This is a genomic window from Streptomyces sp. NPDC059010 (genome assembly GCF_042740355.1).
In the GTDB taxonomy this organism is placed as follows: domain Bacteria; phylum Actinomycetota; class Actinomycetes; order Streptomycetales; family Streptomycetaceae; genus Streptomyces.
Map to the genome: position 1 here is coordinate 58226 of NZ_JBHYJA010000041.1, position 13306 is coordinate 71531.

Annotated in this window: 8 protein-coding genes; 5 read left to right on the forward strand and 3 right to left on the reverse strand. The window is 69.6% G+C overall.

Annotated features, from left to right (window positions below; genetic code table 11):
* Positions 1–130: 130 nt before the first annotated feature.
* Positions 131–1339, reverse strand: a complete 1209-nt coding sequence (locus tag ACFWYS_RS34700) for a trypsin-like serine peptidase (protein WP_384777484.1) — start codon at positions 1337–1339, stop codon at positions 131–133.
* Positions 1340–1550: 211 nt separating this feature from the next.
* Positions 1551–2771, reverse strand: coding sequence for a trypsin-like serine peptidase (locus ACFWYS_RS34705; RefSeq protein ID WP_384777487.1), 1221 nt, complete (start codon positions 2769–2771; stop codon positions 1551–1553).
* A gap of 886 nt (positions 2772–3657) precedes the next feature.
* On the opposite strand from ACFWYS_RS34705, the gene ACFWYS_RS34710 reads away from it, so the two are divergent.
* The 4 genes from ACFWYS_RS34710 (at position 3658) to ACFWYS_RS34725 (ending at position 11107) form a co-directional block, all read left to right on the forward strand.
* Complete coding sequence (locus tag ACFWYS_RS34710; RefSeq protein WP_384777490.1) at positions 3658–5352, forward strand: diaminobutyrate--2-oxoglutarate transaminase family protein; 1695 nt, start codon at positions 3658–3660, stop codon at positions 5350–5352.
* Positions 5353–5829: 477 nt separating this feature from the next.
* Positions 5830–7668: an IucA/IucC family protein gene (locus ACFWYS_RS34715; protein WP_384777493.1), complete on the forward strand. Its 1839-nt coding sequence runs from the start codon at positions 5830–5832 to the stop codon at positions 7666–7668.
* Between the two features lie 107 nt (positions 7669–7775).
* Positions 7776–8609: a GNAT family N-acetyltransferase gene (locus ACFWYS_RS34720; RefSeq protein ID WP_384777496.1), complete on the forward strand. Its 834-nt coding sequence runs from the start codon at positions 7776–7778 to the stop codon at positions 8607–8609.
* A gap of 494 nt (positions 8610–9103) precedes the next feature.
* The gene (locus ACFWYS_RS34725) at positions 9104–11107 is read left to right on the forward strand and encodes an ATP-dependent DNA helicase (RefSeq protein ID WP_384777499.1); all 2004 of its coding nucleotides are present in this window, start codon (positions 9104–9106) and stop codon (positions 11105–11107) included.
* Between the two features lie 254 nt (positions 11108–11361).
* Here the strand turns inward: ACFWYS_RS34725 and lexA are convergent, their stop codons facing one another.
* Positions 11362–12141 carry a transcriptional repressor LexA gene (gene lexA, locus ACFWYS_RS34730; protein WP_093911680.1) on the reverse strand — a complete coding sequence of 260 codons (780 nt, stop codon included), beginning with the start codon at positions 12139–12141 and terminating at the stop codon, positions 11362–11364.
* 562 nt (positions 12142–12703) lie between these two features.
* On the opposite strand from lexA, the gene nrdR reads away from it, so the two are divergent.
* Positions 12704–13273, forward strand: a complete 570-nt coding sequence (nrdR, locus tag ACFWYS_RS34735) for a transcriptional regulator NrdR (protein ID WP_384777503.1) — start codon at positions 12704–12706, stop codon at positions 13271–13273.
* The last annotated feature ends 33 nt before the right edge of the window (positions 13274–13306 follow it).

Consider the following 13306-nt stretch of genomic DNA (forward strand, 5'->3'; position numbering starts at 1 on the left):
GTCCCGACTTATAGCGGGGCGCCCCCCGGATCCGCGGGCGGGGGGCGGCCGGCGGGGACGGTGTTCAACGGGGGGCGCCCCCCCCCCTGGCGGGGGGGGGGGGCCTTCCGCGTGTGTCAGCGCGCGACGGTCACCGACCGCCGTACGTCCTGCTCATGTTCTGGTACACCGCCTCGGCACCCGTCCCCAACTGCGGTCCCGCGAGCCAGGTGTTGTTCTCCGGGCCGATCGATGTGTTCGACACCAGCTTGGTCTCGCCGTTCTCCACGCGGAACCAGCCGCCGCCCGACGAACCGCCGGTCATGGTGCAGCCGATGCGGTACATCGTCGGCAGGGTCGGGCTCAGCGAAAGGCGGCCCGGCCGGTCGAGGCACTTGAACATCTGCAGGCCGTTGTACGGCGGTGCCGCCGGGTAGCCCCAGGCGCCCATCGTGGCGACGTCGGTCGCCGACGGCGCCGAGAAGTCCACGTCGAGAGCGGCGCCGACCGTCTCCTCAAGGGACTTGGCGCCCTGCTCCGGCTTCACATGCAGCACGGCGTAGTCGTACGCGGCACCCGCGCCGCCCGTCTCCGAACCGCCCTGGATCCACTCGTTCGAGGTCGAGACCCAGTCGGCCCACCAGTTGCCGTAGGGGGTGACCTCCGAGGCCGTGGCGTTGCCCAGCTGCGCCTCGGACTTGCCGAGGTCGTTGTAGGAGGGGGCGAAGACGATGTTGCGGTACCAGCCGCCGTCGGCACCGGCGTGCACACAGTGGCCGGCCGTCCAGACGAGGTTGGACTTGCCGGGGTGGTTGACGTCCTTGACGACCGTGCCGGAGCAGACGGCCGGGCCGTCGGGGGAGTCGAAGAAGACCTTGCCGACCGGCGCGGCGTTGTCGTGGTACGGCGTCTTCTCGGCCGTCGCCCGGACGGGCGCCGGCTCCGGGTCGCTGACGCCCTGGTCGGCGGCGGCGTCCTGCGTGGTGATCGTCTTGTTGGCCTCCTTGGCCGACTGCATCCGATCGGGCTTCCAGAGGCCCTCGATCACCGGGTTGACGAAGTCCTTGGCCTCACTGAGCCACTTGTCCTTGTCCCAGTCCTGCCAGCCGCCGTCGATCCACTTGTCGACATCGATGCCGTGCTCCTTGAGCTGGTCCGCGATGTCGGCCGGGATCTTGATCTTGCCGTCGCCGAGTTCGGCGGCCTGGGACGCGGCCGCGTCGGCCTTGTCACTCGCCTTGTCCTGCGCCGAGCCCTCACAGGCGGTCGCGGTCAGGGCGAGGGCGGCGACGAGGCCGGTGACGGCGAGGACGGAGCGGCGTCTGCGACGTGGCGCCGTGGGCGTAGATGTGGAACGCATGGTGCGGTACCCCCCGTTGGAACGTGTGCTTGGCACCCGAGGGTCGGTGCACCCTGCGGTGCGGCCCCTCGGACACGACACCCCACTATGCCCGTGGGGTTGAGGGCTAACGGCGGTGAGGCGGTGAAGGTTTCCCCACCGCCCTGCCGCCGACGCCTACGGAGCCGTCACCGACCACCTGGCGGCGTCACTGACCGGCATCGCGCGAACGTCACCGTCCGGCGAACTTGTCACTCACCGAGTCGAAGATGCCCTTGGCCTCCTTGCCCAGCCGCGGGCCCGCGAGCCAGCCCGCATCCACCGGTCCGATCGAGGTGTTGGACACCAACGCGGGCTTGCCGTCCGAGCCGGTCGCGACCCAGCCGCCACCGGACGAACCGCCGGTCATCGTGCAGCCGATGCGGTACATCGTCGGGTCCGAAGCGGCGATCGACAGCCGGCCCGGCTTGTCCTGGCACTGGTAGAGCTTCTGCCCGTCGAACGGCGCCGCGGCCGGGTAGCCGATCGCCTTGATGCTGTCCACATCGGGCACGGCCGGGGCGTTGAACTCCACCGGGAGGGCCGAACCCACGGTCTCCTCAAGGGACTTGCCGCTGCCGCCCGCCTCCGGCTTCACATGCAGTACGGCGAAGTCGTACGAGGCGCCGTTGCCGCCCGTCGGACCGCCCTGCGCGATCCACTGCTCCGAGGTCTGCGCCCAGTCGGCCCACCAGACACCGTACGGAGCGGCCTCCTCCTTGGAGACGCCCTTCAACTGCGCGGCGTCCTTGCCCGCGTCGTTGTACGAGGGCACGAACGCGATGTTGCGGTACCAGCCGCCGCTCTTGCCCGCGTGCACACAGTGGCCCGCGGTCCACACCATGTTGGACTTGCCGGGGTTGGCCGGGTCCTGCACGACCGTCGCCGAGCAGACCATCGTGCCTTCGGGGGAGTCGAAGAACACCTTGCCCGCCTCGGGGGCGTTGGCGTGGTACGTAGGCGACACGGCCTGCGCGTCCACCGGCTGCGGCGTCGGGTCGGTCACACCCTGGTCACCGGAGAGGTCGCTCTCGTCGACGCCGCGGTCCGGGTCCTCGGCCTTTCGCATACGGTCCGGGTCCCACAGACCCTCGATGATCGGGTTGATGTAGTCCTTGGCCTCGCGCAGCCAGTCGTCCTTGTCCCACTGCTTCCAGGCGCCGTCCTTCCACTTGTCCAGATCGATCCCGTGCTCCTTGAGCTTGTCCTTGATGTCCTGCGGGATCGTGATCTTTCCTTCACCCCCGGCCGCCGCGGACGCGGTGGCTTCGCCGCCCGCCTCGGCATCGCCCGACTCGCAGGCCGTGGCGGTGAGGGCCAATGCCGCGGCGAGCGCGACCACGGGCAGCGGGGAGGTTCTGCGGCGCGCGCTCCTCCCTCGGCGAGCGGTGAACGACGGCCGTATCGATCGCATGATCTGAACTCCCCCTGAGGTGGCAGTGCTGGGCGCCGCGGTCATGAACTCCCGCTGATCACTGGCTGGTTCCGCGTGATGACACGGCGCGTCGGGACGGCATCACACACTATGCGGTCGCTGTGGGGGAGTTCCGACGGAACGGCAACGGTTTCGCTACGGGCGCTCTGACCTGGCAATCGTCCGGGAAAACCAGCGAACTGCCAGGTCCCGGGCCGCGCAACCGCCGTGCGCTGCCCATGCGCCGTATGTGCATCCACTGCCTCATTTCCACCGGGTCGGCGTGCGTCCGACCCGCGTGGGGAGAGAGGAAGGTCACATGGATGGGCGCGGGGTGGGCGCGGGACGAGGCGGGGCATGCCACGACCAACCGGTCAAGATGAGAAGACCCTCCTGGTGACCACCCTCGGTCTGTTCGTCTCCGGCGTCGCCGCCACCCTCGCGCCCTTGCTCTCTCGATGTCTCGGGGCCCCGTCGGACAACCTGGTGCCTACTCGCTGACGACCGGCAACTGCCTGCCCCGGGCGGTGGCGGCCTTCAAGGCGTACTCCTCGGAATTCAAGACGTCGGGATCCACTCCGGCCCGCGGATCCCGACACCGGGCCGGCCCCGCGACGGCCGCCATCGGCCGAGATCCCTCGATCCCGCGCCCCTGCCGGGTGTCCGTCGTCGTAGCGACGGTTTCGGTACGGCAAGGATCTTGAGGCAACCCGTAACCCGGTGAACGGTCCGCGGTTGGTAGCGGCGGGGGGCCTGGGGTCCGTGAGCGGTCCCCAGTGCCCAGTTCCCCGGAGTTTCGAGTGGACGCTCGCGGGGCTTCGTATGTCGGGTCGGGCGAGGATGTGTGAGACCTGCTCGCCCCTGGACAGCGGGAGGACAGGGAGCCATGGCCGTGACCGAATCTTTGCGCGGGGGGACGACCGAGTCGGCGGGGGCGCGCGCCGTACACGAGGGGATCCTGCGGCGACAGTCGGCGCGCGAGTCGGCAGCCCGCACCTACGCGCGCGCCCTGCCGATCGTCCCGGTGCGAGCACGCGGACTGACCATCGAGGGCGCGGACGGCCGCCGCTACCTGGACTGCCTCTCGGGCGCCGGGACCTTGGCGCTCGGACACAATCACCCGGTCGTCCTGGACGCCATCCGCAAGGTCCTGGACTCGGGCGCGCCCCTGCACGTCCTCGACCTGGCGACCCCCGTCAAGGACGCCTTCATCACCGAGCTGTTCCAGACCCTGCCGCCGGGTCTCGCGGACCACGCGCGCGTGCAGTTCTGCGGACCGGCCGGCACCGATGCCGTGGAGGCCGCCTTCAAGCTCGTCCGGGCCGCGACCGGACGCACCGGAATCCTCGCCTTCAGCGGCGCCTACCACGGGATGACCGCCGGAGCGCTCGAAGCATCCGGGGGCGCCTACGACGTACGGGTCGCCCGCCTGCCCTACCCGCAGGACTACCGCTGCCCCTTCGGCGTCGGCGGCGAACACGGCGCCGAACTCGCCGCCCGCTGGACCGAATCCGTCCTCGACGACCCCAAGTCGGGTGTCCCGCGCCCTGCCGGGATGATCCTCGAACCCGTCCAGGGCGAGGGTGGAGTGATCCCCGCGCCCGACGGCTGGCTGCGACGCATGCGGCAGATCACGGCCGACCGGTCCATCCCCCTGATCGCCGATGAGGTCCAGACGGGGGTCGGGCGCACCGGCTCCTTCTGGGCGGTGGAACACAGCGGCGTCACTCCCGATGTGATGGTCCTCTCCAAGGCCATCGGCGGCAGCCTTCCGCTGGCCGTCATCGTCTACCGCGACGACCTCGACGCCTGGCAACCCGGCGCCCACGCAGGCACGTTCCGCGGCAACCAACTCGCCATGGCCGCCGGCACGGCAACCCTCGCCTACGTCCGCGAGAACGGTCTCGCCGAGCGCGCGGCCGACTTGGGCTCGCGGATGCTGAGCCAACTCCGGCAGCTGGCAGGGGAGTTCGCCTGCATCGGCGATGTCCGGGGGAGGGGTCTGATGATCGGGGTCGAGGTGGTGGAGCCGGAGGACCGCTCCGGGCGTGACGAGGGACGCCCGGCAGCCCTGGCGGGGATCGATGGCGCGGGCAGACGGCCGGGGCCGGCGCATCCGACTGCTGCTGAAGAGGGTGCGGGTGCTCCCGGTCAGGCCGACGGGGGAGCTGCGGCCGATGTCGGTCGCCTTGGAGGCGGAAACGGCGTACTGGTAGGGCTCGACCATGCCGGAAAAGCGGGTGGCCGCTCGGCAGGCCGTGCCCCCACCGGACGAGGCGCCGGAGCGGAGACAACACTGGGCCCCGGTCCCCGCCCTCGACCCGCCGCCCCCGAGCTTGCAGCCGCCGTCCAGCGGGAGTGCCTGCGACGTGGTCTGATCGTCGAACTCGGCGGCCGTCACTCCAGCGTCGTACGGCTGCTTCCACCCCTGACCATCAGCGACGAACAGGCAGCCGCCGTACTCGACCGGCTGGCCGATGCGGTGGACGCGGTGTCCCGCGGCCACGCAGGTCACGGCCGCGGAGATCAGTCGAACCCACGGCGCCGTCAGTACGACGACCGGGCCGATTGGGCCGGCTAGCACAGCAGCCGATGAGGGCGTGCCGACCCGCGCTCCGCCTGTTGCCCTCGCGCCGATGCCCATCGACCCATCCACACCTGGGCTACGACTCGCTCCCGAGCGACACATCGCTCCCCCTCCCAACCTCGCCCTCAACGGACACCCCCTCCCACCGCACTTTCAGAACGCGCCCCCTCAAGCGCACGCCCGCCCCTCACTCACCGCAGAACGTCGGCCGTCGCTGCACGAGCCCGAACCACCTCAAGAGGACCAGCTTTGATCACCACCCCCCTATCGACGCCCCCACCGGCCCCTCGCGGGCAGGGACGCGCTGCCGCACCGGTGGGGGCGTCCAGACAGGCACCTCCATCCACATGGGGGCCTTGCCTCACCCAGGGTTCTCCCGCAGAGGCAGTTCCCCCCGCACAAGCAGGTGCCCCAGCACTGGAGAGAGGAGCGCCGCAGGAGCAGGCGTCGGGGCAGGGAGTCGCCGCACAGGTGCCGTTCCGGGCGCCGGCCCCGGTAGGCACCCCGCGCACCAGGCGGCTGCGCGACGCCGTTTCCGACCTCCTGGAGCATCCCGACCCGCACACCGCGGCTCAGGCCGCCGCCGTGGAGAACCTGCTCCGCTGCTGGGTACGTGAGACCACCATCCCGGCACCGGACAACGGGATCCTCCGCATCCCCCTGCCAGCCACCGGTGCGGCCCTGCTGATCCCGGTCCGCTACTGGTCCCCGACGGGGTGGCACCGCTTCGGCCTCCCACGCCTCGCCGACGCACCCGACAACTCGCCACCAACCGACGCCGTCACCTTGGCGGCACTGCTCACCCGTGAGACCGACGGGGGAGCCGACAGCGCGTCCGCTGCCACCGACCTCGTCGCCCGTGTCGCCGACTCCGTCCGACGCACCGTCTCCTTCATCAGCGAATACCGGGACAGGCCCGCCGAAGGCTCCGACCTCTTCCTCGACGCCGAGCAGGCACTCACACTCGGACACCCACTCCACCCGACCCCGAAGAGCCGCGAGGGTCTCTCCGACGCCGAAGCACGGCTGTACTCACCCGAGTTGCGTGGCTCCTTCCCCTTGCACTGGCTGGCTGTCGCTCCTTCCCTCCTCGCCACCGACTCGGCCTGGACCGAGCGCGGCCGTATCGTGCCGGCCGCCCAGCTCACGGCCCGCCTGGCAGGGCATGGCCTGCCGTTGCCTGACGGGTACGCGGCCCTGCCCCTGCACCCCTGGCAGTTGCGCGAGACCCTGCATCGTCCCGAGACCGCGGCCCTGCTCGATGCCGGACTACTCCGGGACCTCGGCGCCAATGGAGCCCCATGGCATCCCACCTCCTCCGTTCGAACCGTCCACAGATCCGACGCCGCGGCCATGCTCAAGCTGTCGCTGGGCCTGCGCATCACCAACTCCCGGCGTGAGAACCTCCGCAAGGAGTTGCACCGCGGCATCGAGGTCCACCGACTCCTGCGCAGCGGCCTCTCGACGCAATGGCAGGCCGCGCACCCGGGATTCGACATCGTGCGCGACCCGGCCTGGCTCGCCGTCGACGGGCCGGACGGTGGTCCCGTGGCCGGCCTCGACGTGATGATCCGGCACAACCCCTTCAAGCCCTCCGACGACGTGTCCTGCGTGGCTGGACTCGTCTCGCCCCGCCCTCAGGCACAGGCCGGCGCATTTGCGGGTCGCCCCCGGCCGGACGAGCAATCCCTGCCGTCTCGTCTCGCCGACGTGATTGCGCGCCTCGCCGCCAGGACAGGCCGCCCTCGTGGTGCCGTTGCCGCCGAGTGGTTCCTGCGCTACCTCGAACAGGTCGTCCGGCCAGTGCTGTGGCTGGACGCCGAGGCCGGAATCGCCCTGGAGGCACACCAACAGAACACGCTGCTCCTGCTGGACGGCGACGGCTGGCCTTCAGGTGGTCGGTACCGCGACAACCAGGGCTACTACTTCCGTGAGTCCCGGCACGAGGACCTCGACGCCCGACTGCCCGGCATCGGTGAGCACAGCGACACCTTCGTCTCCGACGAAGTCGCCGACGAGCGCTTCGCGTACTACCTCGCGATCAACAACGTCTTCGGTCTCATCGGAGCGTTCGGTTCTCAGCGTCTCGCCGACGAACAACTGCTGCTCGCCGCCTTCCGTCGCTTCCTGAGCGATGCGGCCACCGGCCCTACCCGGCTGCGCACCTCACTGCCGGCCCACCTTCTCGACTCACCGGTCCTGCGCTCCAAGGCCAACCTGCTGACCCGGCTGCACGGACTCGATGAACTCGTCGGCCCGGTCGACGCCCAGTCCGTCTACGTCACCATTGCCAACCCCCTGCATCCCTGACCAACACCGCTCGCTCCCTGCATCCCTGACCAAGGCCTCTGCTGTTCACCAACCCCCTTCATCTCTCGGGTACATGACCCACCCCGCCTCCTGAGAGGAGTGTCGCCGTGCCTCCCACCGACGCCAGTGCCAACGCCGGTACAGCCCCCTTCACCGAGATCGGCATCGCCACGAGCCCGGGTACTCGTGTGAGTCCGATCGACACGACCGCCGGCGAGGGCGCGGACGATGCAGACTGCGAGGACACGCTGGACCTGCGTCTGCCCGACGAGTTCATCGCGCTCTTCACGGAGGACACCGATGCGGATGGAGGCCGGAGCCCGGCTGGTGCGGGTACGGCCTATCCCACGTCCTTCCTTCTGACCGCCGAAGATCTACTCGACCGCGTGGCCGACTGGGGGCCGATCAGCACACCAGCGGGAGTGCTCCACCTCGTCCCCGTGCGTGTCGAGCGAGACCTTCCGATCATCGACCGGTGGATGAAAGACCCAGCCGTCGCGGCGTTCTGGGGACTCGGCGGGCCTGAGAACGCGGCCGAGGAGCATCTGCGGTCGCAGCTCACCGGTGACGGGCGCAGCGTTCCGTGCCTGGGCATGCTGGAGGACACGCCGATGAGCTACTGGGAGATCTATCGTGCCGACCTCGACCCACTGGCCCGGCATTACCCGGCTCGGCCCCATGACACCGGAGTCCATCTCCTCATCGGTGCCGTCGGTGACCGTGGGAGAGGACTCGGTGGCACTCTGCTCCGAGCCGTCGCCGACCTCGTACTCGACAGGCGGCCTGCCTGTGCTCGCGTCGTCGCTGAACCCGACATTCGCAATACCCCTTCCGTCGCGGCCTTCCTAAGCGCCGGCTTCCGGTTCTCCGCCGAGATCGAGCTGCCCGCCAAGCGGGCCGCCCTCATGGTCAGAGACCGCAGCCTGCGCCACCTTCTGTGACGCCATGTCGCAGTGCCGTCACTTTTGGTACACCGCTCGCGCCGATCCGGTTCCCACTCCTGACCAGCTGACCCGGATTCCGCTCCAGGGTGGCCGACGCAGATTGCACTCAGGTCCGGGGTGCCATCGCATACATGCTGCGGCTGCACTCACCCAGCACTGCACTCACCCAGCACCGCACTCGCGCCGCCACCGCACTCAACAAGCCGATGGCCTCACGGAGCGTCCAACCCGGCACCAGTACCGACCGCCCTCGCCCAAACCCGATCGGCCCCGGCTCCCTCCGAACCGACCGGGACGGCACCCGAACCAACCCCGATCGCGCTCGAACCATCCGTGACCTCACGCGAACCATCCCTGACCTCAATCGAACCGACCCCACACGCACCCGAACCGATCCGATACCCACCCGAGGAACCCCCGGTCTTGATCCCGTCCCCCGTCCCCACCGCGACCACCCGTTTGTCAGTGCCGGGCCGTAGGGTGGTCGCGCTATGACAAAGCCCTCACTCCCCGAACTCCTGCATGCTGCCGTCACTGCCGTCGGCGGTACGGAGCGCCCCGGCCAGGTGACCATGGCCGAATCCGTCGCGGAGGCGATCGACGGCGACTCCCATCTGCTGGTCCAGGCCGGCACCGGCACCGGAAAGTCGCTGGGCTACCTCGTGCCCGCGCTCGCGCACGGGGAGCGAGTCGTCGTGGCGACGGCCACCCTGGCGCTGCAGCGCCAGCTCGTGGAGCGGGATCTGCCTCGCACCGTCGACGCACTGCACCCCCTGCTGCGCCGTCGCCCCGAGTTCGCGATGCTCAAGGGCAGGTCGAACTATCTGTGCCTGCACCGCTTGCACGAGGGCGTCCCGCAGGACGAGGAGGAGGGCCTCTTCGACCAGTTCGAGGCAGCCGCACCCACCAGCAAGCTGGGCCAGGACCTGCTGCGGCTGCGCGACTGGTCGGACGAGACGGAGACGGGCGACCGCGACGACCTGACGCCCGGCGTGTCCGACCGCGCCTGGGCCCAGGTGTCGGTGTCCTCGCGGGAGTGCCTCGGCGCCTCGAAGTGCGCTTACGGCGCCGAATGCTTCGCCGAGATGGCCCGTGAGCGGGCCAAGCTCGCGGAGGTCGTCGTCACCAATCACGCGCTGCTCGCGATCGACGCCATCGAGGGCGCCCCCGTCCTCCCGCAGCACGAGGTCCTGATCGTCGACGAGGCGCACGAACTTGTCTCCCGGGTCACCGGAGTCGCCACCGGCGAACTCACTCCCGGCCAGGTCAACCGCGCGGTACGCCGCGCCGCGAAGCTCGCCAACGAGAAGGCCGCCGACCAGCTCCAGACCGCCGCCGAGGGCTTCGAACGGCTGATGGAGCTGGCCCTGCCAGGCCGCCTGGAGGAGATCCCGGAGGACCTCGCCTACGCGCTCATGGCGCTGCGCGACGCGTGCCGCACCGTCATCTCGGCGATCGGTGCGACGCGCGACAAATCCGTGCAGGACGAGGACGCGGTCCGCAAGCAGGCGCTGGCCTCGGTCGAGTCGGTGCACGACGTGGCGGAGCGGATCACCAACGGCTCCGAGTGGGACGTCGTCTGGTACGAGCGGCACGACCGTTTCGGCGCCTCCCTGCGCGTGGCCCCCATGTCGGTGTCAGGACTACTGCGAGAGAAGCTCTTCGAGGACCGCTCCGTCATCCTGACCTCCGCGACCCTGAAGCTGGGCGGTGACTTCAACGGTGTAGGCGCGTCCATGGGGCTGGCTCCCGAGGGGACGGAGGGAGACGACCTTCCGCAGTGGAAGGGGTTGGATGTCGGTTCGCCCTTCGAGTACCGCAAGCAGGGCATCCTGTACGTCGCCAAGCACCTGTCCCGTCCCGCGCGGGACGGCGACCGCATCGACATGCTCGACGAGCTGACGGAACTGATCCAGGCGGCCGGGGGCCGCACGCTCGGCCTGTTCTCCTCCATGCGGGCCGCCCAGCTGGCCGCCGAGGAACTTCGCTCGCGCATCCCCGAGTTCCCCATCCTCCTCCAGGGCGAGGAGACGCTCGGCGAGCTGATCAAGAACTTCTCGGCCGACTCGAAGACCTGCCTGTTCGGCACCCTGTCCCTCTGGCAGGGCGTCGATGTGCCCGGTCCCAGTTGCCAGCTGGTCGTCATGGACAAAATCCCGTTCCCGCGCCCGGACGACCCGCTGATGAGCGCCCGCCAGAAGGCCGTGGAGGACGCCGGCGGCAACGGCTTCATGGCGGTCGCCGCCACCCACGCCGCGCTGCTCATGGCCCAGGGCGCCGGCCGCCTCGTACGGGCATCGGGGGACCGAGGCGTGGTCGCCGTGCTGGACCAGCGGCTGGCCACGGCCCGGTACGGGAGCTATCTGAAGGCGTCACTGCCCGACTTCTGGTACACGACGGACCGTAATCAGGTCCGAAAGTCGCTGGCCACGATCGACGCGGCGGCGAAGCAGGCAGAGGCAGAGGCGGAGGCGCAGGCGGATCAGCCGCAGTGATGAGGGCGGCCTGTCACGATGCCGCGACAGGCCAACTCCCCGTCCTCATCCTTCGAGACAGGCCAAGCCTCAATCTGGCATCCCTTGATCCGGTATTCGCCGACGTCGGCTGCCGCCATGCACCTGCCGCCATGCACCAGAGCGGCGCAGCCCCTGGCAACGGGGCTTACAACAGCACAGGGCCCCGGAACCGGCGCAGGGGTTCCGGGGCCCGGTCAGAGAGCGATGCACTTCGGCATCGCCCGCCGCAGCCGTCACACGCGGCGCAGCACCGCTACCACCTTGCCCAGGATGGTCGCGTCGTCGCCCGGGATCGGCTCGTACGCCGAGTTGTGCGGGAGGAGCCAGACATGGCCGTCCTCGCGCTTGAATCGCTTGACGGTGGCCTCGCCGTCGAGCATGGCGGCCACGATGTCGCCGTTCTCGGCGACCGGCTGGCGCCGGACCGTGACCCAGTCGCCGTCGCAGATCGCGGCCTCGATCATCGAGTCACCGACGACCTTCAGCACGAAGAGCTCGCCGTCGCCGACCAGCTGCCGGGGGAGAGGGAAGACGTCCTCGACCGACTCCTCCGCGAGGATCGGGCCACCGGCGGCGATGCGGCCGACCAGCGGGACGTACGACGCGGCGGGCTTGCCGGCGGTGTCCGTGGGCTGCACGGAGGCGGCCTGGTCGGAGCCGCGCACCTCGTACGCGCGTGGGCGGTGCGGGTCGCGGCGGAGGAAGCCCTTGCGCTCCAGTGCCATCAGCTGGTGTGCGACCGAGGACGTGCTCGACAGTCCGACCGCCTGGCCGATCTCCCGCATGGACGGCGGGTAGCCACGCCGCTGCACCGAATCCCTGATGACCTCGATCACTCGGCGCTGCCGGTCCGTGAGCCCCGAGCTGTCCGCCCGGATGCCAGGAGGTCGGCCCGGTAGGGAGCGCTTGTGTCCCTCGGGATTCATGGCTTCGTTCATCGCATGCACCGGCTCGAGTCGGCCCTGGGAGCGGTCCTGGGCAGTGATGGTGGCACTGTCTGCGGTGGTGGTCACGTCGGCCCCTCTCGATGGTCTCCCTGCTGCACAACGGTAGTTGCTTTCGAAAGGTTGCGCCAAACACACGTTCGAGTGAAAAATCGCGAATCGCCTGACGTGATCATGTGTCTGGGTGTATGGCTAACGCGCTTGCCGGCGGACAAAGGGGCCCATTGTTGTACTCTTCACCGTCGGCGTACGACCTCGTGGGTTGTCGCCCCAGTCTGCCATCCGGCATCGGATCAACCGTGGAGTGACCCCCATCTGTGCGGGAGTCGCACGTCCCCTCCGTGTGGCGCTCACGGTATCTCCGTATGTGTCGCGGGGATACGGCTGTGCACGCACGTGTGTGTCGTGGCCTTGTGGTCATACAGTGCGTGACCGTGCGTACGCGACACGCGCGCAGGGTGTGCGTGTATGAGCCAATCCCCACATGTAGTGGTTGGATTGCAGCAGCAGCCCAGAAGTTGTGGTCCCCCGGGTCTTTGGACGCTCGGAGATCGCCTATGCTTGGGGCTGCTTCGAGGGGCCCATGAGGCCCAGCGAGGCTATTGAGTCTGCTGTGAGGAGGGTTGGAGTTATGCATTGCCCCTTCTGCAGGCACCCCGACAGCCGTGTCGTCGACAGTCGTACGACCGACGACGGCACGTCGATCCGCAGGCGCCGTCAGTGTCCAGACTGCTCCCGTCGTTTCACGACCGTGGAGACGTGCTCGCTGATGGTGATCAAGCGGTCCGGAGTCACCGAGCCGTTCAGCCGTACCAAGGTCATCAACGGTGTGCGCAAGGCATGCCAGGGACGACCTGTCACCGAGGACGCTCTCGCCCAGCTCGGCCAGCGGGTCGAGGAGGCGGTGCGGGCCACCGGAAGTGCCGAGCTGACCACCCATGACGTGGGGCTGGCCATACTCGGCCCGTTGCAGGAGCTCGACCTCGTCGCCTATCTGCGATTCGCCTCCGTCTACCGGGCGTTCGACTCGCTTGAGGACTTCGAGGCCGCGATCGCGGAACTGAGGGTGGTGACGGGGAGCCCCGCCGCGGACGACGACGACCGCGAAGACGACGCAGGACCTGTCACGGGGGGCCGGGAAGACGATCGCGGGTCCGGAGGGGCTGGACAAGTCCCCGTTCCCGCCAGCGCCGCCGACTGAGGCGGGCCGGCTCCGGTCCTCGGACTCCGGATC

Coding starts and splice junctions, on each gene's coding strand:
- ACFWYS_RS34705 (WP_384777487.1), bottom strand. CDS start 2,771: ATGCGATCGATACGGCCGTCGTTCACCGCTCGCCGAGGGAGGAGCGCG.
- ACFWYS_RS34725 (WP_384777499.1), top strand. CDS start 9,104: ATGACAAAGCCCTCACTCCCCGAACTCCTGCATGCTGCCGTCACTGCC.
- nrdR (WP_384777503.1), top strand. CDS start 12,704: ATGCATTGCCCCTTCTGCAGGCACCCCGACAGCCGTGTCGTCGACAGT.
- ACFWYS_RS34710 (WP_384777490.1), top strand. CDS start 3,658: ATGGCCGTGACCGAATCTTTGCGCGGGGGGACGACCGAGTCGGCGGGG.
- ACFWYS_RS34700 (WP_384777484.1), bottom strand. CDS start 1,339: ATGCGTTCCACATCTACGCCCACGGCGCCACGTCGCAGACGCCGCTCC.